The sequence below is a fragment of the Hyphomicrobium facile genome (assembly GCF_900116175.1).
GTDB lineage: Bacteria > Pseudomonadota > Alphaproteobacteria > Rhizobiales > Hyphomicrobiaceae > Hyphomicrobium_B > Hyphomicrobium_B facile.
Genome location: NZ_FPCH01000002.1, coordinates 1010166 through 1034794, shown reverse-complemented (window position 1 = coordinate 1034794; position 24629 = coordinate 1010166). Strand labels below are relative to the sequence as shown.

The window sequence follows — 24629 nt, the reverse complement described above, 5'->3', positions numbered from 1 at the left end:
CGCCGGAGCTAATCCTTGACACGGATATTCAGCTGATTTGCAAGCATGGCAGCGCGCGTTCTGTTCGGCAAACGCAGCTTTTGCAATACGGCCGTTACGTGTCGCTTGACCGTATTCAAGGAGCAGGAAAGTTCCTCGGCGATTTCCGCATTGCTCTTGCCGGCCCCGAGCAGCATCAAAACTTCACGCTGTCTCGGACTCAAGGAATCGACGTCTGGATGCTGCATCGGCGCCGCCGGCGCCTCGCCAAAGCCCGGGCCGAATTGTTGAAAGAGAGCCCGCGTGATGGTGTCCTGGATAAGACCCGGATTGAGCGTCACCGGCCCTTTCGACTCCTTGAACGGAGCGTCGGCCTCTTTCGCCTCGGGCACCCACGACGCGATATCGACGTGCATGAGAACGGCGCCGCTGCCAACGTCCGGGCTGACCGGAACGCCGATGACGACAAACCATTGCTTCTGCTTCGGCCGCGAAGGTACGACGAATGAGATGAGGCTGCGCTTCCGCTTCAGAAGCGATTGAATTTCGGAGCGATGTTTATCGTCATCGCAGTGATCGAAGTAGGACTCGCCGACCGGGTACCGGGCGAGGGCAATCTTGTGACTGCCGTCCTGCGCTCCGGTTTTGGTGTTCACGTCCATGATTATGCCTCGGCTGTCGACGAGGACGACATAGACGGGTGGTTCGCTCGAGGTCGAAGATTTCATCGCGGTCCCGTACCAGTGGCATCCGGGACTCGCTTGTGACTAGCGAATAAGAATCACCCCTCCCGGATAGACGAGCAGGGATTAGCGAACCCTGGTCGCCAAGGCTAGCGGCGCATTGTTGCAATTGGGAACTGAACGGGCGTAATCGGTTCCGGCTGCATTCCACCTTAAATTGTAATGGCATGAGCGCCCTTGGAGACTAGTTATAAAAGACCATTCTTCCAACCGAGACGATCAGAATGTCACAATCGCTATTGAGCAATACTCTGAGGCTTGATGCCGGATGCTACGGAGACGCTGTTCGCACCGGACTCGAAATAGGCTGATACCTCGGCCGCGGATTTTGCAGCGCTGAAGTAATAGCCTTGGATCTCAGAGCACCCCTCGGCCTTCACGATATCGTACTGCTCCATCGTTTCGACACCCTCGGCCGTCGTGTGCATCCCGAGCGTCCTCGCCAGTTTGACGATGGTCGAAAGAACCAATCGCGCTTCCAGGCTCGTGGTCAGGTCGTTGATGAACGAGCGATCGATCTTCAGCCGGTCGAAAGAGCAGTTTCGAAGGCAGCTCAATGAAGAATAGCCGGTTCCGAAATCGTCCATGGCGGTCTCGATGCCGAGTTCGCGAAGTTCGCCGAGCAGCGCGTTAGCCTTCGCAAAATCCGACATGATTGTCGTTTCGGTTATTTCAAGTTGCAGCCGATTGGGTGCAAGACCGGTTTCGGACAGAGCCGACTTCAGTCGATCCACAACGTGCGGACATTCGAACTGGGCCCGCGAAAAGTTCACGGATATTTTTACATGCGCGGGCCACCTGGCCGCGTCGTGGCACGCCCGCCGAAGAACCCAATCGCCGATCGGCGCAATCAGCCCAAGCTCCTCCGCGACCGGAATGAATTCTGCGGGCGACACCCTCCCGCGCTTGGCATGGTTCCAGCGGATGAGGGCTTCGAGCCCAATCAATTCGTTCGTCGCGAGCCGCACGATCGGTTGATAGTGGACGTCAAAGCTGCGATCGGCGACGGCTTTTCGAAGATCTTGTTCGAGTTCTTGCCGCTGTTGCAGTCGCCGGTCCATATCGGGTTCAAAGAATTTGTAATTCCCGCGCCCCGTCGACTTTGTGCTGTAAAGAGCTGCGTCTGCGCGCCTGAAGAGCTCCCAAGCCGAACTCGTGTCGGGCTGCCAGCATGCCACGCCAATGCTCGCGCCGACACGAATGTCATGACCGCCAACCGTCATCGGCGCATTCAATAAATCCGAAATTCGCCTTGCCACGATCTCCGCCGCAGCAGGCTGTGTGCCCCTGTCCAACAGCACGGCGAACTCGTCATCACCGAGACGCGCGACAATGTCTGTTTCCTTCACGCTACCGCGCAATCGCCCTGCAACCGTTTTGAGCAGGTAGTCGCCAATGTTATGGCCAAAGGTGTCGTTGACGGATTTGAAATTGTCGAGATCGATGAACAGAAGCGCAACGTCGTCGCTTCTGGATTTCGCGGCGCCGATGAGCTCGATGAGGAGTGCCCTGCTCGCGAGACCGGTTAAGCAATCGCGATCGGCGGAATATTGCGGCCGCCACTCGATCTTCGGATCTTTCGTGGCCTGCAATGCGGTCTTCGCATCGGATGGGCGGCGAAGTCTCTCGATAAGAAGGGCGGCGATCAACAGCTCTCCCGTGTTCGCGATGGCAAACGCCGCAGCGGCGATGAGCGATCCGCCGAGGGTGCTACTTATCATCATGGAGGTGAGGGCTGCGAACCCAACCATCACCAAGCGCAACTTGGCGTCGGATGAAAGGATAAGCGCCATCAGCAGAACGGCGTGCGTCGGCAGAAACGCGACGAAATTGTCGGACGAGATAGCAATCGCGAGGAAAAGGGACGCTGCCAACGCGGCAGAGACGCCGGCGGCCCACAACGCTCTGGTCATCGGCGAAAGAGGCTGCATCGGCTTCCCCCCAGGAGCTTGCGGATAGGCGCGGGAATCGAAGAACTCCCCCGTTATTCCACGTCTTTAGTCGTAGTCCGAAAGGGTTATTATTGCCTTAATTGTATCTCGCTGAACGCCGCGGCTCCGTAATGCATTACCCTGCGGCTGAATCTCGTTCGGGGTGTTCGGCGAATGTCGCGGCGTCGTCCGGTTGGGCCGGGATTGGGGGGCGTGTCGGATCTGCTGCCATGGGTCGCCACGCTTCGGGCCAGTCACCCTGGGCCACCCAGGCTTCGCGCGCGCTCGGCGATTGCATGGAACGGCCATGCCTCAAGCCCTCGTTGCCGCCGTCTTGCAATTGACGCGGGCGCCGGCGCATTCCGTGGCGTGGGCTCTGTCTCGCATCTGATTTTGCGGGCTTGATGAGGAACGCGAGCGCCACCGCCGCAACAGTCATCATCGCCGTCGTGCGAAGCGGATAATCGACGGACGAATGCGCGAGCAGCAATAACGCGGCAACCGAGGCTGCACGCGCAAGCCCAAGGTCGACGCCGTGGATCGCGGCGGAACCCTCCTTCCACAGCGAAGCGGTGCGCCGGACTATCCACACGCCGAACACACCCATCAGCGCGATGCCGAAAATTCCAGTCTCCAGCCAAACCTCGAGAACATCGTTGTGTGCGTGATTTGCGTAAGTGAGGCCGACATCCGAAGTCTGTTCGTAGAGCTGATAAACAGGAACGAATGATCCGAGGCCAGAACCGAATGGCATGTATGCAAGAGCGGCGGAGATCGTCTTGCGTGCGAAGGCGATGCGCGCGTCGGCGAAGGGATCGGCTCCGAACCGGTCGAGAATGCGGTAGAGCGCAAGCGGTAGGAGAAGGAGAATAATTCCGGCAGCCGTTCCCACGATCAATCGGCCGAAGCCGGGGTTCGACGTTGCGATCCGCCGATCGGTCATGCCGATGGCGATTGCGGCGGCCAAGGCCAAGTCCGTCAGAACCAGTCCGGCCCGAGATCGGGCCATCAGCTGAGCGGCGGTCAGCATCAGAAGCGCCGTCAGCCACGTCAGTAGAGGCACGGCCATGTTCGCGTCTGCTCGATGTCGAAGCTTGCTTTGCCCCATGATTCCTATCGCGTCGATAAGATGGGCAGCGACGAAGAGCGTCGCGACATAGAGCAGTGCCGCGAAGTGGTTTCGATTGGCGAAGAAGCCCACTGCCTCGGTTTTATTGGTTATCTCGTAAAACCGCAGCGCGCTGTTCGGCCCCTGTGCCAGTTGCAACAGACCGAGAAGAACGCTCGCTATTCCCATTGCGATAAGGACAAAGCTGACGCTTCGTCTATGCGCGTAGCCAAGCGTCAAAGTTCCTAGAAACACAGCCGCGGGAGGAAGTAACGCCAAACCGCTAAGGTAAGTCGCGGATGGGGTTAAGGTCAGTGGAAAGGCGGGACGAGGCTGATCGATCAAGGTATACGTTTGCGAAATGATCTCGCGTCCGGGCAGCCGAGACCATAGATCCACAGGCAGAGGAAGAAGTTGGACTATCGGCACGAGTGCGAGCGAGCCCAAAAAGATCAGCGGCCATTTGAAATGACGAACAGAACCGGAGATGACGATGTCACGAAGCGCAACGATCAGAAGGATGATGGCAAGGAATTGAAGCAGGGCATCTCCGGGATATCCACTCCGCGTCGCTCCGCCGAGCGCAATCGACGCGGCTAAAACGCCGCCCGTAAGACGCGCAAGCCCGTGCTCGGAAACAATCTCTCGCCACGCGACGCGCCGAGGAGAGCCGCCAACCAGCGAAGATATCGAGCCGAATATTGCAGCGTTTGAAATCATCGATCACAAAGTGAAGCCATCGCGATGGCTTTCCGGAGAGCCGCTACGGACTCGCCGGACTGTCATTGCTGCCACCGCCAAGACCGCCAACGGCAGCAGCGATGCCCCCGATCGCCGCCGCGCCGAGGAGGTAGGGCACGTAATCGGGCTGCGTCGCGTTGAAGGCCGTCGTTTGCGTCACGGCGGACCAATCCTGAGGGATCGCGGTCTCCGCTGATTGCAAGCCGTTGCTGGCGAGCGCAGTGGGGCCGCCGCATGGTGGAACCTCCGGCACGCTGAATACCATGCCGCCTCCAAGGAACACGGCGCACCCATTCGAGAACGTGACCTTCATCGAGCTTCCCGGCGAGGGGACAACAATGTCCCCCGCATTGACGATTGCGGGTCCCTTCAACGCCTCGTAGCCGTCGCCTCGACTGACCAGCGCCTCGCCTTGGATCAAGGTCACACTCGCCGCCTGCGCCACGGAAATCGTGACCAAGAGCGAAGCCACCGATAAGCCGGCGCGCAATAGCATCATGTGTTCCCTCGAGCATCAGACTAGCACGATAGGACTACAACGCGTCGTCCCCAAATGGAAGCGCCTCTGCCGATCGCTCCGGGGAAAATGCCCGTTAGAAAGCCGATGATGTAAGGAGGACACGGCCCACAGCAGAGCGATTACGATGCCTTGACACAGCCCGGCTAAATACCGATAGCTGACGAAAGGGGTAATACTAAAGAACTAATCTCAGGTGCGGGGGCGGCGTTTGATCGATCTTCATTGCCACATTCTTCCGGGTATCGATGATGGCGCAGCCGGCATCGAAATATCCCTCCAGATGGCCGCCGCCCTGATTGACGACGGAGTAGAGGCGGTCGTCTGCACACCACATATCCTGCCAGGGCTCTATCATAACACCGGACCACAAATTCGCGCGGCGACCGAGGAGCTCCGATCGGCCCTCGACCGAGCCGGATTACGGCTGAATCTGTTCAGTGGTTCCGACGCCCATGTCTCCTTGGACTTCGTGTCGAAGCTGAGAAGCGGAGAAATTCTCACTCTCGCCGATAGCCGCTACGTGTTGGTCGAACTGCCGATGCATGTCCGCCCCGAACTCCTGAACAAAATATTCTTCGAACTGATCGTCGCGGGCTATGTTCCTATACTTTCGCATCCCGAGCGCCTTCCCTGGATCCAAGCCCAATACAAATTGATTGAACGTTTGGTCCGCACTGGCGTTTGGCTGCAACTGACCTCGGGATCGCTACTCGGAAAGTTCGGCCGGCCTGCAAAATATTGGGCGGAGAGGCTGCTGGATGACGGCATTGTGCATCTTCTCGCAACCGACGCTCACGACGTGAACCGCCGCGCACCCGACCTGAAGAGAGGGCGCGACGCCGCCGCGGCGCGCGTCGGTGAAGACGAAGCGAATAATCTGGTTATGGCGCGCCCCCGCGCCATTCTTGCCAACCAATCCCCATCAAGTATTCCTTTGCCATTGGCTCAAGGATCGAATGCCATACCGAAAAGCGCCTGACCGTTCCGACTCCGTAAAAGACAGGAAATCGGCTCGCGGAGCGTTGTTTCCTGCGTTGATGCTCGCGCTGATGCTGGGGGGCTGCGGTGCCTCGCTGGGCGAAAGCGCGCATCTCACGGGAACTGCTTCGGTCACGAATAAAAGTGAGGCGTCGGCAGAGTCATCTCATCCCGCTATCGCTCTTGGCGCAACCGAATCGAGGCAAGCCGCAGAGCTGACGTCGATGTCGAACCCGGCCAACGCCGGATACAAAATCGGACCGATGGATGTCGTCGAGGTTTCAGTTTTTCAGGTGCCCGAACTTTCCAAAACAGTTCAGGTTGCAGCCAACGGCACGATCAATCTTCCGCTCGCTGGAGAGATCCAGGCAGTAGGCAAGACACCGCGAGATGTTGAGCGCGACCTGACGAAGCGGCTCGGCCGTGACTACCTTCAGTCGCCCCAGGTGAATGTCTACATCAAGGAATACAACAGCCAGCGCGTCACCGTCGACGGCTCGGTAAAAAAGCCGGGCGTATATCCGCTCCGTGGACCGACGACGCTGCTGCAGGTCATCGCGACCGCCGACGGATTCACCGAAACCGCCGATGCGTCGGTCGCGATATTCCGGAACTCGAATGGCGCGAAGTCCGCTGCAAAATTCGACGTCGGAGAAATTCGCTCCGGAAAAGCCAAGGATCCGGCCATCGTCGAAGGCGATGTTGTCGTCGTCAGCAGTTCGGCGATGAAGGAATCCTATCAGGCGTTGCTGAAAGTTCTCCCGGTCACCAACTTTTTTGTCCCGTTCCTGTAAGCGGTACGATCGCCGCGCTCTTCGCATCTAATGATGATGACGGCTCCATGACCTCTGCCAGCGACGCAAATAGTACGCCCCTCACGCATGCCGATTTCCGGGCACTCGAGCCGAATGACACATATGAGATGTACGGTGGTCGAGCGCTCGATCAGCTGTCACCTAATGGCGCCCACTTCGCCGCCACGGTAAGGGCGGCGATCCGGCTATTTCGCAGACGCAAGGGATTGATTTTCGCCGTCACCATGGCCGTGCTTTGTCTTGGCACCGTACGAACGTTTATGATGACGCCGCTCTATACATCCAAAATCCGGCTTCAAATTGATCGGAGCGTCGCGAAGATTGTCGAAGGCGGCAACATCACGCCCGTCGAGGGAGCGGACGCCGACTTCTTGAGAACGCAATATGAGCTGCTTCTCAGCCGGAGCTTGTCGGAGAGAGTGGCGCAAATGGCGCGCCTGGCCGAAGATAAGGACTTCTTCGCTCCGCGTTCATTTTCGTTTCAGAACGCGATCATGGGCTTCCTTCAGCCGGCCCAGTCGGGCACGTCGAAAAGCCAGAGAGAGCTAATAGACATCGCGGCCGGCATCGTGCAGCAGAACGTCTCTGTGCGGCCGATACCGGGATCGCGGCTGGTGGATATCGTCTACTCCGATCCGAACCCGGCGCGCAGTCAGAAAATTGCGGCCGCCTACGCGAACGCCTTTATTGCGTCCAACCTCGATAAGCGTTTCGAGGCGAATGCCTACGCCAAGGCGTTTCTAGAAGACCAGATAAAGCAGCTGAAATTGCGCTTGGAACAGTCCGAAAAAACGTTGCTGGCCTTCGCGGAGAAGGAACAAATCGTTTCTATCGGGTCGAGTTCATCGATGGTTGAAACAGACCTCGCAAACTCCAGCGCCGCGCTCGGCAACATTTCGCGCGAGCGGATAAAGAATGAGCAGCTCTGGCGGCAGGTGGAAAAGTCCGATGCGCTGAACTTTCCGCAATTCCTCGCCAGCGGCGCCGTCGATGGATTGCGCGCCAAGCGCAACGATCTCGTGACCGAGTATCAGGAACGGCTTCAGACGTTCAAGCCGAACTACCCGGCGATGCTTCAGATCAAAAACAAGATCGCGGAAGTGGACCGGCAACTTAACGCCGAGGTGAAGACGATCCGCGCCTCGTTGAAAAATGCCTACGAATCCTCGCTCGGCCAGGAAAGCGAGATAGCGGCGCGCGTCGCGAAGCTGCGGACTGACGTTCTCGACTTTCAGAAGCGATCCATCGAGTACAATATCTTGAAGCGGGAGGTGGACACCAACAGGGATCTCTACAACGGACTTTTGCAACGGTATAAAGAAGTCGACGTGGCCGGGGGCGTTGGAAGCAACAACATCTTCGTCGTCGATGCTGCAAATCTGCCAGGGTCGCCATCGTCGCCACAGCTTTTCAAATCCATGCTGCTCGCGCTGCTTCTCGGCTTCGGAGGAAGCATCGCGCTGGCTTTCGTCCTTGAGAATTTCGACGACGTTATCGATTCTGTCGAAGAAGCCGAGCGTGTCGGAGGGCTAGCAACGCTTGGCATCATCCCGCTTGTCAAATCCGGCATCGGTGTAACCGATGCACTACTCGACGTCAGGTCTCCGATCGCCGAAGCCTATCGCTCGCTGTGCACCTCGCTGCAATTCACGACGTCACGGGGCATGCCGAAAACGCTCTTCGTAACGAGCGCGGGGGCGAAAGAAGGGAAATCCATCAGCTCGATCGCGATCACGCAGCACTTCGCGCGGCTCGGGCTGAAGGTTCTTCTTATTGACGCCGATATGCGCAATCCATCGCTCCATAGATATCTCGAAGCGGACAACTCGGTCGGACTGAGCTCGTGTTTAGCCGGTGCATGTGCGCCGCCGGACGCCATCCAGAAGACGGCCGATCCGAACCTGGCCTTCCTGTCGTCTGGCCCGCTGCCGCCGAATGCCGCCGATCTGCTCGGCAGCCCTCATCTGATGTCGCTCCTCTCGGGAAGTCTCGAAGTGTTCGATCTCGTCATCATCGACGGGCCGCCGGTTCTCGGCATAGCCGATGCTTTATTGTTGTCGAGCGCGTCCGAGGCGACGATTTTTGTGATGGGAAGCGGGTTGGCGCGCGGTGGCGCGGTTCGAAGCGCTCTCAAGCGTCTGGAGATTTCGAAGGGCCCTCTGATCGGCAGCGTCATCACCAAGTTGGATGCGAGAACGGCGGGCTACGAATATGGATACGGCTACGGTTACGGAGCCGATGCATTCACTTACGGGGCGTCGCTATCGAGCACGCGCAGCGCCTCGCAGACAATCGCCGGTCCGGCATGAGTGCAAGTCAGGCTAAGGCACTGAAGGCCGCGCTCGATCTGATCCGCATGCCGTCGCAAGTTCGCGTCATGCGATCAGCGCCGTTGCCCCCGGGCGTGCTGCTGCTGTTGCGCCTCGCCGCCTCCGAATTGGAGGCGGAGCGCGAAGCCGGGAAAATCAATAACCGCGCGCCCGATGCCAATCGTGAGGCCGCAATATTCTTCATCGAGCAAGTTCTGCTCGCCTCTAATTCGGATTCCTACCGTGTGTTGGGCCTCGACGATACGGCGACGCTCGCTGAACTCCGTCGCCATATGGCGTATCTGCTCAAATGGCTCCATCCCGACCTGAGCAGAGATCCGCATAAAGCGCGGCTCGCGCAGCGCGTCCTTATTGCCTGGAATGAGCTGAAAGCCGGGAAGCGTGCGCGCGAAGGCCAAAAGGATTCCTCGCCGCCGCATCTGATGCGTGCCCCGAATTCGAGCTGTCGACAGCGCGCATTTGGGGCCACTCGGCAACGAGGCGATCGCCAAACACAGTTGCGGACGATTACCGGCGGCTTCGGAAGCCTCTTTCGCAGGCGGATCTGGCCACTGTGAGCGCTGGTTTGCAGGGCGAATCGAAATCCGGCCGAGCGATGTCGGATTTGGCGCATCTTTGCCTGAGGGCTTCGCTGACGGCATTGGCAGCTTTGCTGTGCTACCTCGTGCTGACGCGAACAGTCGTCTCCTCTCTCAATCGCGTCGCTCCCGACTTGGCGCTATCCATCCGCAGTTTCGACGCGGATGCCGAGCTGAAGCTCGCAAGAATTAGGCTCGCAAGTGCCGAAGAACCCGGAGGCGACGTACGTGAAACGACTGAGCAGATCCGACAACGGCTTCTGCGGGCGCTTTCGGCCGAACCGCTCAATGCTGCGGGATTTGAGCTTCTCGGCGTTGTTTCCGCACAAGCCAACGATACGGCAGCGGCGACCACCTTCATGCAGGCAGCCTCGGCGAGATCACGAAGGACGCCGGCTGCACTCCTTTGGCTGATGCATCAAAAATTCTTCGAGCGGGACACCGAGGCGGCGATCTCGTATGGCGATGCGTTGCTTCGCATTCGGCCGGAGTCCATATCCGGCGTGGTGCCGACGTTCGCTCAGATTATCGAGATGCCAAGCGGTGCGGATCAAATGATCGCCACGCTCTCAACGCGGCCGCCGTGGCGTGAAAAAGTTCTTTACGCTCTCAACGGAAAAACGCGCCATCGAGAGGCACCGCTCACGTTGCTTTCGGGTCTCACGAAATCCGCTTATCCGCCGACCGCGCGTGAAATCGGCGCCTATCTCCGCTATCTGATAGACGGCGGAAGTTACGAGGCTGCATATTATTCCTGGCTCCAACTTTTGCCCTCCGAACAGCTCGGAGCGGCGGGACTGCTCTTCAATGGCAATTTCCGTTTCCCGGTCTCGGGGCTTCTTTTCGACTGGACGATTGAAGGCGGCAGCGGTGCGATCGCGGAAATAGCAGTCGGCCAAGGGCCGAATGAAACGAATGCTCTGTCGTTGGAACTCGGCGGTGGCCGTGTCGACTTCCGGCCGATATATCAACTCCTGCTATTGGCGCCGGGCCGCTATCGCCTTGTTGGTCTCTCGAAAGGACACCTCAAAGGACTACGTGGCTTGCAATGGCAGATCGCATGCCTCGAAAAGCGATCGCTGGCCGTTGGCGAAAGCGAGCCGTTTCTCGCTGGATCTTCCGGCTGGACTGAATTCACGGCAGCTTTTGAAGTTCACGCAGGCTGCAAATCTCAGGTTCTTCGGCTTGTTCTCGATGCTCGCTCGGCATCCGAGACCTTCATTGCCGGATCTTTCGCCTTCGCCGATCTCAGGATCAAAAGAGACGAGCAGTGATAGAGCGCGGACCGATGCTCCACACAAAAAGATCAAGCTGATGCAGGAACGTCATTGTGAAATGACCAGCGCAGTGCTAGTCCGAAAGGATCACTAGCAATAAACATATCGAAGCCGTCGGCCTTCACCCGGCCTGCGGAAGCAATGGCGAGCGCAACGCGCGTCGAGCGGACGAACGCCCATCGCTTCTCATCGTGGTGTCGTCCCTCGCGGCAGAAGGCACGCCGCGAATGGCCCTCGTCCTGTGCCGGCATTGGCTGTCGTGGGGAATTCGCCCCGTTGTCGTCATCCTGCACGCCGAGCCGGCAGATCTCGCACCGGATTTCGCCGTTCTCGCCATTGATTGCATCACGCTCGACATTCCGCGAACCGGTCGCGGACGATATTTCGTTCTCGCCGCCCGCGTGTTTGCGCTGGCTCGCAAGTATCGCGCGATAGGCGTCCTCTCGATGCCCTTCGGATGGCACACCTTCATCGCACTGGGAGCTCGGTTAGGCGGTGTCCGGCACGTCGTCGCGCACGTCGGCAATTATCCGAACGTTGCCAACCGCCTTGCCTTTGCAAAGTTCAAGATGCTGGTCCAGTTGGGCCGGCCTCTCACCGATCGGCTCGTTTGCTGCAGCCGCCACGTCCAACAGGGCGCGACGAAACACTTCGGCGTTCGAGTAAGCGAAACGGCCGTTGTCTACAACGGTGTCCCGGTCGAGACTTTTGCTACCGGTGCAGCGCGAGGGCCAAGCGACCCGGCCAAGCCGTTCACGATCGGCATGGTGGCGCGGCTCGAAAAGCACAAGGATCAAGCAACGCTGATCCGTGCGGCCAAAATACTGAAGAATCGCGGCCGCAACGTGCGGATCGAGATCGTCGGCGAAGGCAGTGAACGTCGCGTCCTCGAGCAAATGATTGAGACCGAAAACCTCGCTGACATCGTAAGCCTTCTTGGCGCGCGCCGCGATGTGCCCGCGATCGTCGCAGGTCTCGATCTCTTCGCATTCGCGACAACGCCCGACGAAGGCTTTGGCATAGCGCTCGCGGAAGCCATGATTGCGCGCGTCCCGATTGTTGCGAGCGATGTCGGCGCATGCCGCGAAGTTCTCGACGACGGTAGCCTCGGGCTGCTTGTCCCGCCCGCTGATCCAGTTGCCCTCGCTGACGTGATCGACGCGGTGCGTGCCGATCCACATGCGGCGAGCATACGTGCAATTCGTGCGCGCGAAAAAGCCATGAGGGAATTTTCCGGGCAGGCCATGGCGCGCGCATACGGCGAATTCTTGGGCGTCTCGCCAGTCGAAAGATTTGTGGCATCCGCGCTTATCGGGCAAACGGCGTGACGGCTCGCCCGCATCTCATGCATGTCGTCAACGGATTCGGCGCAGGAGGCACCGAGATGACGTGCTTACGCTTGGCGCAGCATTGGCAATCTCGATTTTGTCAGCATATCGTTGCGTTGGGTCCGGAGACGCGTGCGCTGGAACCGGCATTTCGTCAGCTCGCAAATAGCGAGATCACTGTCGCTGCCGAAAGCCCGCTGAACCATCTCGCGATGTGGCGGCGGCTACGACATATCGTGAGGGACAAATCACCGGACGCGCTCATCATCCATGTCTTCGGCATTCCGCATTTGGTCGCCGCGTCGGCGGCAAGAAGCGCCGGTGTGAGGTCGCTCGCGGTGAAGGCAGGAAATCCGCCGCCGTTGCAAAAGGCGCTGCGCTGGCGATGGGCAGCCGTGGCGTTGGGCTCACAACTGCTTCGCTGTCCGATCGCATCCTGCTCTGTGGCCGTCGATGAAGCGCTCAGAAAGCTGAGCGTCGGCATGCCCAAGAATTCGCGCGCGCTTCCGAACGGCATCGACATTGCTTCGCTCGCGGCGAGAGCCTCGCGTTCGCGGCAAGCCAGGTTGGACCGGGCGCCGGTTATCGGCATGGTCGCGCGGCTGGACGCCATCAAGGATCACGACACGCTCTTGCGGGCATTCGGCCTCGTCCGCTCACGAATTCCGGATTGTGAGCTTTGGATCGTCGGAGATGGCGCACTGAGAGGCGCGCTCGAATCGAAGTCACACACCTACGGGATCGCGGATTGGACGAAGTTCCTTGGCGATCGCGCCGATATTCCCGAACTGTTGGGCCAAATGGACGTCTACGCCTTCAGTACGACATGCGACGAGGGCTTCGGCATCGCGCTCGTCGAGGCGATGGCGGCAGGCGTTGCTGTCGTGGCGTCCGACGTGCCCGCGTGCCGTGAAGTTCTGGGCCACGGCGAAGGTGGAATTCTCGTTCCTCCCGGAAATGCGAGTGCACTTGCTCAGTCAATCGTCGAAGTCCTGCAGAACCCTGCCATGCGCGCGAATAAAATCGAAGGTGCCGCAGCGCGCGTTGAGCGCGAATACACGATTCAAAAATGCGCCATGCGTTGGGAAGCTCTGCTGTTTCCGGATACCGCTACCGCCGCCGTCCCGGATCTCCAATGCGCATTCTGACGTGCCTCGGCGATGCAACGTCGATCAATACGTGGAGCAACATACCATTCTTCCTGTTGGAAGCCGGGAAAAGTGCAGGCTTCCTCGACGATGGCTGGCGTTTGGATACGAACGTCCTCCGCTATCATCGCTTGGCGTGGAATGCCGCTCGAACGATGCAGCGCTTCGAGATGGGCGGCTTTCAGTACAGCCCGTCTTTCCTGCGCCGTCTCATGGCGCAGGTCGAACCGATAGATCCTTCCGCCGAAATCATCAGTCATTTTCCACTCTTCCCGCCTCTCGAGAGCGGGCTGCGCAGAACGAGCTACTACATCGACGCGACGCTCACTCAGAACTTCCGCGACTACGGCTTGGCCGGACGAGGCGGTGTCGGAAAGTCGATGGTCGCCGACGCCATAGCGCGAGAGCGCGACCAATACGAAGCGGCAGAGCGCATCGTATGCATGAGCGCCTGGGCCGCGCGTTCGGTGGTCGAGCATTACCGAATTCCGCGCCGCAAAGTATACGTCGTAGCGCCGGGAGCGAATTTGCATTCGGATCGTGGCGGCGCTTTCGCGCCAAGTCTTGCCGGACCGCTTTCCCCAGTCCGATTGGGATTCTTGGGAAAAGATTGGAAGCGCAAGAATCTTCAGTTCGTGCTGGAGATCGCGGACGTTCTGCATGCGCGGCACATCCCGGTTGAAATCGTGGCCGCCGGCTTCGATCCAAATACCGGCCCGAGCCATCACCTGATGAAAGCCGCGGGCTTCATCGACAAACGCCACGACATGAAAAAAATCGCGCGGTTCATCCGCTCCTGCCATTTCACATGCCTCTTTTCCAACGCCGAAGCGTTGGGCATCTCAAATCGGGAAAGCTTGCAGCTCGGAGTGCCGGTCATCGCGCGAGACGTCGGAGGAATCCCCGATTCGATACCAGATGGATGCGGTCACCTTTTCGATCGAACTGCGCATGCGGGCGATGTCGCAGACATGATCCAATCGTACGTTCGGGAACCCGATCGATATTGGGCGCTCCGCGAGGCGGTCGCCGGGAGAAGCCAGGAATTCACCTGGGCCGCTGCCGTCCAGAAATTGCAGGCAATCTGGTCCGGCTCGGAACAGCACGCATATGCAAGGATGAAGTCTTATGCATGATCAGGCGTCCTTGCGTTTTGCGGTGCTGCAACCTGGCGCGCGCCTGCACTATGCGCTGCCTGCTGTTTTGCAGCGCGCCGGAATGCTTCAGCGCTTGTATACGGACTTTGCCAACGTCGGCCCCTTGCGCCATTTGGAAAAGTTCTTGCCGCGCTCGCTGCAGCCGGCGCCGGTCCGTCGCATGCTCGGCAGAAAAGTTCCGGCGGACATTCCGCGCTCGAAAGTAAGAGAGGTTCGCGCCGACATCGTTCGCGATCGAGTGGTGAGATTGTTCTCGAACGGCGCCCTGAATAACGCCGCATCGATGCTCGCAGTCGCGCGCAAGGAGCGTTTCGGTGGCGCGAACGCCATCTATACGGTTCTCGTGAACGAAGATATCGAAGCCTGCCGCGAGGCGAAGGAGGGCAGTCGCACGATAGTGCATGAGGCGATGCTCGGCCCCGATGTCGGCCTCTGGCTGGAGGAAGAGCATAAGCGATTTCCGGGCCGCCTTCATGGCACATTCTCAGTTGACCGGGTGCATGCGGGGCGCGAACGAGACCGCATGAAGTATCAGCTTGCGGATCTGATAATTGCGCCGTCGGACTTTGTGAAAAGGGCGGTCGTCGAGCTGGGTGCCGACGTCTCGCGGGTGGACGTCGTTCCATATGGCATCGACGCAAGTTGGCTTGAGGCCGATCCGCGTCCTGTGCAAGGACGCGCGTTGTTCGTCGGAAGCGTCGGCCTGCGCAAGGGCAGCCACTATCTCGCAGAAGCCGCTCGCTTGCTGACGCAAAGAAGCGTTTCCTGCGATGTACGTGTCGTCGGCCCGGTCGATCATCGCATTTTGCGCGATCCGTTGTTCTTTGGTCCCGACTATGTTGGTCAAATTCCCCGAACCAAAGTGAGAGAGGAATTCACCACCGCGGACGTCTTCGTGCTGCCGACGCTATGTGAGGGCTCCGCGTTGGTGCATCTCGAAGCGATGGCATGTGGCGTTCCCGTCGTCACAACACCGAATTGCGGCTCTGTCGTCCGCGACGGCGTTGACGGCATCATCGTTCCGATACGATCGGCGACCGCCATTGCCGACGCAATCGAACGCATCGTGACCGATCGCAATTTGCGTGAAGCCATGTCGCGCAATGCCAGGGAGCGTGCCGCCGAATTTACGTTAGAGCGGTATGGCGACCGGCTCGTTGCGGCGCTTTGCAAATTACGGCCCACCAATTAGGCCGCGAGAAACAATGCGAGCAACCGCTTTGTTCAAGCCCGGCCTTCGGTAATCGCGTGTACTACGCGCTCTTAGGCTTGTCGGCAGCTGCCGGCGCGTTCGCGATATTTCGCGATTGGACGCGCTGGCGTGACGTTTTCCATCCGACGATATTTTGCGTGCCGCAGTTGTTGTTCCTCTACGTCGCGATGCCGCTCTTCGGACTTGCGACGGACGAGTTCGAATTCGTATCGCGCGCCGGCTACTGGGATCTACTGATCGAGTTCCAGTTGATCGCCGTCGTCATGAGCACGGCATTGGTCGGCGGCATATGGTGGGGCGCGCGCTATACCGGCGGCGTCCGGGTCTCGATCGGGGAGCGGGACGCGAAGGCCATTTTCACCGTGGCAGTGTTTCTCGGTGCACTGGGATCGGTTGCCTGGATTGCCGGCATCATTAATGTCGGCGGATTCGGTGTCGCCTATGGACGGGCCTACGGCGGCGGATGGGACGATAGCGGTTACGTTCGTGAAGCGGCTCAGCTCGGGTTCGTGGCTGCGCCTTTGCTCGTCCTGTCGCGCCGCAAGGGTGGAATGAGAACGCAAGACTGGATGCTCGTGTTCGTCTTTCTTCTTCCTCTGCTCGTCCAAGGCCTTCTCGGCGCCCGACGAGGACCGACGTTTCTCGCGATAACGGGCCTGGCGGCAAGTTACGTTCTCGCGTTTCGCCCGCGCATCCCATTTCTGCTTGCGTCGATGGCAGCGCTCGCAATCGGCATATTGATGCTATGGCTCGTCGCCAATCGCGGCGCGATTTATCTGGGTTCTGACAAGCCGCTCGATAGCCCGGCATCTCAGATGCTCGAAAACTGGTCGGGCAACGAATATCTCTTTTCTTCCGGCATAGTCAGATACGTGAGCGAGGTGGGCGAACCATTCTACGGCAAGCGCATTTTTGCGCACATGGCGGGCCGAGTGGTTCCATCAGCGATTTGGCCAACGAAATACGCCGACATCGTCGCAGCGGTTGGGCTCGACATCGACTTGACGCAGCTGGCCGGCATTCCGGTTGAAAGCATTGCGACCGTCACCGGATGGAAAGTAGCAAACGGCGCGGCACCGGGCTTAGTGGGCGACTTCTGGATGGAATTCGGAATGTTCGCGCCTGTCGCGGCGTTGGCCATCGGATGGCTCTACGGCAAGCTCTGGCGTGCGAGCCGAGCCGACGAGAGATTGCAGCCGGCATACGCAGTGCTCGCCGCGCTTTCGATATACATTCTGACGCAGACCATAGAAGCATGGCTATTCAGAGCTTTGCTTTTTGGCTTGCCGGCGATGCTCGTCCTGAAAATGTTGGCGCGGCGTCGAAGCAAAACTCCGGCGCAGATTTGGTACGCGCATTCGCTTATGCAAACGCGTCAGGCGCGGCAGTGAAAATAGCGCTGCTCTTTCGGAGCTATGGGCCGTATCACATCGCGCGCCTGGGGGCTCTCCGGCTACGCCATCCGGTCGTCGCGCTGGAGCATTCCGCGGTCGATCCTGATTACGACTGGGACGCGATCGAGCAAAAACGCGACGCGCGCGTCGTCTCGCTATCCAAGGGTGAAGGCAAGAGCAACGCCGGCGCCTCTTTCATGGCCAATCTTGCTAACGAACTTGTCCGGTTCTCGGCGGACGTCATCGCTATTCCCGGATATTCCGAGCCGTTTGCTTTGGCAGCCCTACGCGTGAGCCACGCGCTTGGAATACCGGCCGTTCTGATGAGCGACACGCATGCGGGCAGCGCTCGTGGAAATTTTGGCCGCGAAATATTGAAGCGGCAGCTGCTGCCTCTCTATCAGTCGGCTCTCGTCGCCGGTTCGCTGCACGCGGAATACCTCGCGTCCCTCGGCTTCCCGGAAGATAAAATCGAAACCGGCTTTGACGTCGTGGACAACCAGCACTTCGCGAACGCCAACATCGGCAGGGGCGCGAATAATACGCCGAAGCGATACGACCTCCCGCAGTCGTACTTCTTTTGCAGCGCCCGATTCATCGCCAAAAAGAACTTGCTCGGCCTGTTGGAGGCATTCGCGCTCTATCGCCGCGAGCACGGGGAAGGTGCGTGGGACCTCGTCCTCGCCGGTGATGGTCCTCTGCGCGACGCGGTCACACGCCGCGCGGCCGAGCTTTCTGTCGTGTCCAACGTCTATTTCCTAGGTCAAAAGAGCTACGGAGACCTGCCCGGCGCTTATGCCCGCGCTGGCGCATTCGTCCTCGCGAGCACCGTCGACGAATGGGGGCTCGTCGTGAACGAGGCCATGGCGGCCGGCCTCCCTGTGCTTGTCTCTAAAGGCGCAGGATGCCATCGCGACCTCGTGGACAGCGGCGTGAACGGCTTCGTCTTCGATCCGATGAATGTCGGTGAACTCTCGAGACTGATGGGAGTTATCGCGACGTCCACCAGACGGAAGGAAATGGGCGACGCGAGTTGGCGTATCATTGCGAATTGGGATCTCGACCGTTTCGCGACAGGGCTAGTCACGGCCGCCGGGATCGCTAAGCGATCGCGTTCGCGCAGGCGTCTCTACATCAGTAGCGCGGTCGCCGCCGCGCTATCGCTTCGGGTTTGAAGCTCACCACAGCATGAAGGTGTTGCTCGTAACCAGCAGCCTTTCGCGATCGGGCGGCGGAGTGGCGACCGCTGTACAAGCCCTTTCGCGAAGCCTCTTGGCGACGAATGCAGACGTAAACGTCGTCGGCTTGCGAGACAGTGGTTGGGAGCGCGACACAGAGGAATGGCAAGGCATTCCGGCGTCACCGCTTCGCGTTCTCGGTCCGTCAGCCATCGGATACGCGCCGGAAGCGCGCGGCTGTTTGGAGCGATCGGGCGCTGACATCGCCCACTCGCACGGGATCTGGAAGTATCCATCCCGCGCCGTCGCGAAATGGGGGGCGTCGACTGGCCGGCCATATGTCGTGTCGCCTCATGGCATGTTGGACGCATGGGCGCTGAAGCATTCAGCCTGGAAAAAGAAAATCGCCGCCCGGCTCTACGAGAACACGCATCTTCGCCGTGCGGGCTGTTTCCACGCGCTCTGCGAAGCCGAAGCGCAAGCCATCCGCGAGCTGGGATTCAGAAATCCCATTTGCGTCATCCCGAACGGTATCGCGCTGCCATCGTTCGAAGAACGTAAGCCGGCACCCTGGCGAAGCATCGTACCCGAAGACCATCGCGTCATGCTCTTTCTCGGTCGCTTGCATCCGAAGAAGAATATCGCAGCCCTCATCGAGGCGTGGCCGTCCGATGCGGCGAATACGAATTGGCATCTTGCAATCGCAGGATGGGATGAAGGCGGCTATGCGGAAGTCCTTCGCAAGCTTGTAAAAGCGCGGCATCTCGAAGATCGCATTCACTTCCTCGGACCGATGTTCGGCAGCGAAAAGGACGCCGCCTTCCGCTCTGCCGATGCATTCGTGTTGTCATCGCTCAGCGAAGGCTTGCCGATTGCGGTCCTCGAAGCGTGGTCGTACGGCCTCCCGGTTCTGCAAACCGAAGCGTGCAATCTGCCGGAGGGATTTCGCGAAAAGGCAGCGTTCCGGCTGTCGCTCGAACCAGATCGGATTGCTCGTGAGATTCGTGTCTTCATGGGAATGACACCGGAGGCGCAGCAAGAGATGGGGCGAAATGGCCGTCGGCTCGCCGAGCGCAGCTTCTGTTGGGGCAGCGTCGCCGGTCAGCTCCTGCAAGTTTACGCGTGGTTGCTTGACGGAGGAACACCTCCTGCATGCGTTCGCATCTGAGGGAGCGCGCTTAATGCGACTTGACGCCTATCACAACCGCGGCTTTTCGAGAGGCAAGCCGGCTTGGTTCGAAGCCCTCTGGATATTCGCGCAATGGGCTTTCTTGCGGTCTCAAATTCCGGGATCGTCACAGCGGCGCCTGATCCTGCGCATGTTCGGCGCGCGTATCGGCAAAGGCGTAACGATCAAGCCGGGTGTCCGCGTAAAGTTTCCGTGGCGGTTGACGATCGGCGACCATTCCTGGATCGGCGAAGACGTGTGGATCGATAATCTCGCCGCCGTCGCGATAGGTTCGCATTGCTGCATATCGCAGGGGGCCTATCTCTGCTCCGGAAATCACGATTGGGCAGCCGTCGCCTTTGATCTCCGCGCGGAGCCGATACGCATCTGCGACAGCGTTTGGATCGGAGCACGCAGCGTCGTGGCTCCCGGCGTCACAATCGGGGAGGGCAGCATTCTTGCGTTGGGCAGCATCGCGACGCGAACGACCCCGGCGTGGAGCATCAACAGCGGAAACCCTGCGAAGCCGATCAAATCGCGTCCCCGGTCATCATCAGTGATCGCGTTGCGCGAGGCCGCGCATTCGCGGTCGTCTCTCCCGATTCAATGATTGAGCCAGCCGTGCGCATCATCTTCATCAATCGCTATTTCTATCCTGACCATTCGGCGACGAGCCAGATGCTGGCAGATTTGGCTTTCGGTCTCAGAGATCGAGGCGAGGCGGTGTCCGTGATTGCAAGCAGGCTGCGCTACGACGAGCCAGACGCGCGCCTGCCGTCGCGCGAAAAGCAAGGAGGCGTTGAGATCGAGCGCGTCTGGACATCGCGCTTCGGCCGCGCGAGCCTCGCGTTTCGAATGATCGATTATTTGACGTTTTACATTTCCGCGGCCTGGGCGTTGGCGCGCATCGCTCATCGCGGCGACATCGTCGTCGCGATGACGGATCCTCCGGCGCTGTCGATTTTGGTGTCGGTCATCGCCAGGGCCCGCGGTGCGATCTCCGTCAACTGGCTTCAGGATATTTTCCCCGAGGTTGCCGAGGCGCTTCAAGTCGCTGGAAGGCGGTCATCGCTTTTGTTTGCGCCGTTTCGCCTGCTGCGTAATATCTCGTTGCGCCACGCCTCGATGAACGTTGCCATCGGCACGCGTATGGCCGAGCGTCTTCGAGAATTCGGTGTCGACGAAGCGCGCATTTCAGTCATCCCGAACTGGTCCGATATCGAAGTGATACGGCCCATGCCTCCGAAGCAAAATCGATTGCGCGCCGAATGGGGACTATCGACAAAGTTCGTCGTTGGGTATTCGGGCAATCTTGGGCGCGCTCACGGCATTGAGACATTGCTCGATGCGATTGCCGCAACCAGTCAGGCCGGTGAAGAGGCGGAGATCTGCTGGCTGTTCATTGGCGGGGGCGCGTGTTTTGAACAGTTGAGACGCGAGACGGAACGGCGAGGCATCGCCAATGTCGTGTTCCGGCCCTATCAGCCGCGCGAAAAGCTCGCGGAAAGCTTGTCGGTGGCCGACGTCCACATCGTCGTGCTGAAGCCCGAGCTCGAAGGGCTTATCGTGCCGAGTAAGTTCTACGGCATCGCTGCGTCAGGGCGACCGGCGCTTTTTGTAGGAGCGGCCGACGGAGAGGTTGCGCGGCTGATAAATCAATTCGAATGCGGCGCGACGATTGCATCAGGCGATGGGCAGGGCGTCGCCGAGACCCTCGCGATTTTGGCGAACGATCCGAAGCGTTGCCGCGCCATGGGCGAGCGCGCGCGAGCGATGTGCGAGGCCAATTTCGGCAAGAAACAAGCCATCGCCGCGTGGAGCCAACTGCTCGAGAGCGTCCTAGACAACCGACAGCAAGTCACCCGAAATCTTGACCCGGACCGGTCTGTTGAGGAAGTCCATCAATACGACGAGACGATCATTCTCCGCTAGGTCGATGATTTTTCCGACGAAGCCATCGAAGGCCCCGCGGCCGACGCGCACGCTTTCGCCGACCCGGGGAGATGATGCAGGGCGTGCGACCACGCCATCTTTCTCGCGCGCCATCAGATCGGCGAGGAATTGATTGGGAAGGATGCAAGGCAAGTCGCGCGTGCAGACGACGGATCTGACGCCGACGGTCGATAGGATGGGGCGCCAGCGGCTTTGCGTGGACGCCAGGCACACAAACAGGTAGCCGGGAAAGAGAGGTCGAAGCACGTCGCTCACGCGCCGGGCGTGCCGAATTTGCTTTCGGATCAGCGGCACATAAACATCATATCCCTGATTTCGAAGATTGAACTCCGCCGTTCGCTCCCGGTTCGGATGAGTGTTCACCGCAATCCAGATGGGATCGGAGCAGCGTTCGGAAACAAAGCAGTTCATGTTTGGACCTCCGCAAGTAGCACGAAGGAACTAGCACTGCGGAGCGTGACGGAGCCATATGCGGCGGCCACTTATCCACAATCGCCCAAGATGTCGAACTTGCTGAAATGATCAAGAAGAACTAGTCCATGTCGCGCGCTGTCCACCGACGCGACGCGCATCTCCGGAGCCGCTGAATGCACCGTTTCGCTTTGCTGTCTGTTGATGTTGCGTTGATTGCAATTTCGACCCTGATGGCAATTGCTCTGTGCAGCCCTCAGGCATCGTCCGACCTCGTGGGGACGTATCTCCTTTTCACGATGGCCGTTGCAGTCCCTGCACTATTGATTTTCGGATTGAATCGCACCGTTTGGCGGTTCACGTCGCTGAACGATTGCTTACCGATCCTGGCCGTCGCCATTTGGATCGTAGCGCTGGCGACGGCTGCGGTTTTTTCCTTCGATGACGTGCAGGCCATTCCCCTTTCATTGCCTGTAATGCACGGACTGCTCATTCTATGCCTGCTCGTGGGAGTGCGGGCGGCGATGCGTCTGCGCCACTCGCTGAGACGTCGTGCGCGGCTGGCGAGGGAACTCCTCGCTCGCGATGGACGGCAGAGCGTTCTGCTCGTCGGTCTGAGCCCCGTCGCTGATCTTTTCCTGCGTTGCGCCGCAGAGAATGCACATGAGCGCATTCACGTCGCCGGAATCTTATCCGACGCCGAGCGGCACCACGGACGATTGCTGCACTCGTGCAGGATCCTCGGTCGCCCTGAAGCCGTGGAAGACGTTTTTCATGACCTTTCGGTTCACGGTGTCCGCATCGATTGCATCGTGCTTGCAACGCCGTTGGATCAGCTGTCTGCAGCCTCGCAGAGGTCGCTGGCCCACTTGGAAAAGAGCCACGGCATTCGCGTAGACCATCTCTCGGCGCAATATGGTTTGGGTGATCTGACATCCACTGTCCCGGCCACCGTTGATGACGTCTCATCCGCGCAGATCAACACCCCGCCGGTCCCGGTTTCCGGTGGCGGCAACCTCGCGCCAAGCTCGTATTTGCGATGGAAGCGCCTGATCGACGCGTCAGTGGCGTTGATAGGCATAATTTGCCTGGCGCCTGCGATGGTGGTCATCGGCATTATCGTCATGCTGGATGTCGGATATCCGCTGATATTCTGGCAGCAGAGGCCGGGGGCATTGGGGAAGCCGATACGGATACTGAAGTTTCGCACCATGGGGCGCGCACGCGACCAGAATGGACGCGCGCTGACCGATGCGGAGCGTGTCTCGAAGATCGGAACCCTACTTCGCCGCCTTCGGCTCGACGAGCTGCCCCAGGTCTACAATGTGCTGCTCGGACATATGTCGCTCGTGGGGCCGCGTCCGCTGTTGCCCGTTGACCAGCCGTCGTCTTCCGCGGCGCGCTTGCAGCTTCGGCCCGGGTTGACGGGCTGGGCGCAAATCAAAGGCGGCCGGCACCTCTCCATAGAGGATAAAACCGCGCTGGATCTGTGGTACATCAGGAACGCGTCGTTCGCGCTCGATATGCTGATCCTCCTCAATACAGCCCGGACGATCCTTTTCGGTGAGCGGGTTGACCATCGGGCCATAGCCCAGGCATGGCGCGACCTCAGGCCATAGCCCTCCCATCTTAGACTTATGTCCGCCTCGGAACCCGTTGGCGCCGCAAGAAGTTTGAGCGGGTTGGGGAGGCGGAAGCTTCCCCGAAAAATGGGGCGTTGACGGACGGGGTCCTGAAACAATTGGACATATTTGAAGAAATGAGACAGATTATAGTAGCTTTTCTACATCGTGATGTTCACGACGCCGGTAATTCGGCGGATGCTGAAATTCCTTCTGCGAACGTCCGTTTCTAGTTTGCGCCTCGTGTTGATTGAGGCGTTCGAGTTTGTGTTGTGTGGAGTTTGAGTATGCTGCGACCAGGATCCGGCGACGCCGGCAGCAAAATCCTCGTTCGAAAAGCGCCTGGGCGCCATCGCGAGGCGGGCAAGGTCCGTACCCTCGCACGCGACGAATTCCTTTTTGAAACAGGCGATCTCAAGGCGAACGTTTATCGCGTCGAAGCCGGTGCGCTTTGCATCTCTTGCACCCGCAATGACGGGACGACGGAGATCGTCGAATACGCGCTTGCCGGAGATCTCGTGGGCATGGGCTTTTTGGAGCGGCATGCCTGCAACGCGCGGGCCTCTGTGAAAACTGTCGTCCGTTGTTTTCGTCTCGATTCAACCGACAAGCTGATCGCCAGCGACGCTCATAACAAGGCGAGATTCGACGAAGCGGTGGAGCGCGAGTTCGTTTTCCGCCGCGAAGGCCTGGCGAGATCCTCGCGCAATCAGCCGATGGTACGCCTCGCGGCATTTCTGACGGCTGTCTCGCAGCGCAGCCACGCGGAAGGCGGCGATCCGACGTTCATCGACGATACCGTGAACTGCGGTGTCATCGCCGATTTTCTCGGCCTCGACATCGAGGCGTTGACGCTCGCGCTTACTAAGCTCGAAGCGCGCGGACTGATCGAAGCGGCTCCGCCCCATGGGCTGCGCTTGAAAGATCTGAAAGCGCTCAAAGCGGTTGCCGACGAGCAAGGCATGACGTCCGGCTCGCAGCCGTTGGATCATGTATTGCGGGCAGCACTTCAATAATCAGCTCGCCCTCGGGGTTCCCTCCCTCACGGTGGGAATTG

General features: G+C 59.5%; 21 protein-coding genes. 16 read left to right on the top strand and 5 right to left on the bottom strand.

The features are described 5' to 3' along the window. Positions 1-8: 8 nt before the first annotated feature. From BM399_RS11750 to BM399_RS11735, 4 genes are all read right to left on the bottom strand, one after another. A complete protein-coding gene (locus tag BM399_RS11750) occupies positions 9-707 on the bottom strand; it encodes a response regulator transcription factor (RefSeq protein WP_092867872.1) in 699 nt (232 codons plus the stop codon). 251 nt (positions 708-958) lie between these two features. Beyond that, positions 959-2653, bottom strand: a complete 1695-nt coding sequence (locus tag BM399_RS11745; protein WP_092867871.1) for a putative bifunctional diguanylate cyclase/phosphodiesterase — start codon at positions 2651-2653, stop codon at positions 959-961. A gap of 136 nt (positions 2654-2789) precedes the next feature. Further along, positions 2790-4481: an O-antigen ligase family protein gene (locus tag BM399_RS11740; protein ID WP_092867870.1), complete on the bottom strand. Its 1692-nt coding sequence runs from the start codon at positions 4479-4481 to the stop codon at positions 2790-2792. Positions 4482-4524: 43 nt separating this feature from the next. Beyond that, a complete protein-coding gene (locus tag BM399_RS11735) occupies positions 4525-5001 on the bottom strand; it encodes a hypothetical protein (RefSeq protein WP_092867869.1) in 477 nt (158 codons plus the stop codon). A 229-nt stretch (positions 5002-5230) separates the two neighbouring features. Here BM399_RS11735 and BM399_RS11730 point away from each other — a divergent pair, with 229 nt between their 5' ends. The 14 genes from BM399_RS11730 (at position 5231) to BM399_RS11665 (ending at position 21518) form a co-directional block, all read left to right on the top strand. After that, positions 5231-6001 (top strand): tyrosine-protein phosphatase, encoded by a 771-nt coding sequence (locus BM399_RS11730; protein WP_092867868.1) that lies wholly within the window; start codon positions 5231-5233, stop codon positions 5999-6001. After that, positions 5979-6794, top strand: a complete 816-nt coding sequence (locus BM399_RS11725) for a polysaccharide biosynthesis/export family protein (RefSeq protein ID WP_092867867.1) — start codon at positions 5979-5981, stop codon at positions 6792-6794. The genes BM399_RS11730 and BM399_RS11725 overlap by 23 nt, the downstream gene beginning before the upstream one ends. A gap of 47 nt (positions 6795-6841) precedes the next feature. After that, on the top strand, positions 6842-9124 hold the full coding sequence (locus tag BM399_RS11720) for a GumC family protein (protein ID WP_092867866.1): 2283 nt from the start codon (positions 6842-6844) through the stop codon (positions 9122-9124). Beyond that, the gene (locus tag BM399_RS11715; RefSeq protein WP_092867865.1) at positions 9121-9702 is read left to right on the top strand and encodes a J domain-containing protein; all 582 of its coding nucleotides are present in this window, start codon (positions 9121-9123) and stop codon (positions 9700-9702) included. Before BM399_RS11720 ends, BM399_RS11715 begins: the two co-directional genes overlap by 4 nt. After that, on the top strand, positions 9699-10997 hold the full coding sequence (locus BM399_RS11710; RefSeq protein ID WP_092867864.1) for a tetratricopeptide repeat protein: 1299 nt from the start codon (positions 9699-9701) through the stop codon (positions 10995-10997). The genes BM399_RS11715 and BM399_RS11710 overlap by 4 nt, the downstream gene beginning before the upstream one ends. Before the next feature lie 230 nt (positions 10998-11227). Beyond that, a complete protein-coding gene (locus BM399_RS11705) occupies positions 11228-12328 on the top strand; it encodes a glycosyltransferase (RefSeq protein WP_092867863.1) in 1101 nt (366 codons plus the stop codon). Between the two features lie 56 nt (positions 12329-12384). Then, positions 12385-13476 carry a glycosyltransferase gene (locus BM399_RS11700; protein WP_244531200.1) on the top strand — a complete coding sequence of 364 codons (1092 nt, stop codon included), beginning with the start codon at positions 12385-12387 and terminating at the stop codon, positions 13474-13476. Further along, complete coding sequence (locus tag BM399_RS11695) at positions 13464-14612, top strand: glycosyltransferase (protein WP_092867862.1); 1149 nt, start codon at positions 13464-13466, stop codon at positions 14610-14612. The genes BM399_RS11700 and BM399_RS11695 overlap by 13 nt, the downstream gene beginning before the upstream one ends. Next, positions 14605-15825, top strand: a complete 1221-nt coding sequence (locus BM399_RS11690) for a glycosyltransferase family 4 protein (protein WP_092867861.1) — start codon at positions 14605-14607, stop codon at positions 15823-15825. Before BM399_RS11695 ends, BM399_RS11690 begins: the two co-directional genes overlap by 8 nt. Before the next feature lie 56 nt (positions 15826-15881). Then, positions 15882-17237 carry an oligosaccharide repeat unit polymerase gene (locus BM399_RS11685; protein WP_092867860.1) on the top strand — a complete coding sequence of 452 codons (1356 nt, stop codon included), beginning with the start codon at positions 15882-15884 and terminating at the stop codon, positions 17235-17237. Then, positions 17234-18415, top strand: coding sequence for a glycosyltransferase family 4 protein (locus BM399_RS11680; protein ID WP_177228076.1), 1182 nt, complete (start codon positions 17234-17236; stop codon positions 18413-18415). The genes BM399_RS11685 and BM399_RS11680 overlap by 4 nt, the downstream gene beginning before the upstream one ends. Before the next feature lie 13 nt (positions 18416-18428). Further along, a complete protein-coding gene (locus tag BM399_RS11675) occupies positions 18429-19586 on the top strand; it encodes a glycosyltransferase (RefSeq protein ID WP_092867858.1) in 1158 nt (385 codons plus the stop codon). Positions 19587-19599: 13 nt separating this feature from the next. Beyond that, positions 19600-20196, top strand: a complete 597-nt coding sequence (locus tag BM399_RS11670) for a WcaF family extracellular polysaccharide biosynthesis acetyltransferase (protein WP_092867857.1) — start codon at positions 19600-19602, stop codon at positions 20194-20196. An 11-nt stretch (positions 20197-20207) separates the two neighbouring features. After that, positions 20208-21518 carry a glycosyltransferase family 4 protein gene (locus tag BM399_RS11665; protein WP_092868198.1) on the top strand — a complete coding sequence of 437 codons (1311 nt, stop codon included), beginning with the start codon at positions 20208-20210 and terminating at the stop codon, positions 21516-21518. On the opposite strand, the gene nusG is transcribed toward BM399_RS11665, so the two are convergent. Further along, the gene (gene nusG / locus BM399_RS11660) at positions 21426-21950 is read right to left on the bottom strand and encodes a transcription termination/antitermination protein NusG (RefSeq protein WP_092867856.1); all 525 of its coding nucleotides are present in this window, start codon (positions 21948-21950) and stop codon (positions 21426-21428) included. The two genes, BM399_RS11665 and nusG, sit on opposite strands and share 93 nt — an antisense overlap. A gap of 176 nt (positions 21951-22126) precedes the next feature. On the opposite strand from nusG, the gene BM399_RS11655 reads away from it, so the two are divergent. Together BM399_RS11655 and BM399_RS11650 are read left to right on the top strand one after the other, a co-directional pair. Continuing rightward, positions 22127-23569: a sugar transferase gene (locus BM399_RS11655; RefSeq protein WP_210186964.1), complete on the top strand. Its 1443-nt coding sequence runs from the start codon at positions 22127-22129 to the stop codon at positions 23567-23569. A gap of 290 nt (positions 23570-23859) precedes the next feature. Then, positions 23860-24588 (top strand): Crp/Fnr family transcriptional regulator, encoded by a 729-nt coding sequence (locus BM399_RS11650; RefSeq protein ID WP_092867855.1) that lies wholly within the window; start codon positions 23860-23862, stop codon positions 24586-24588. Positions 24589-24629: the final 41 nt, after the last annotated feature.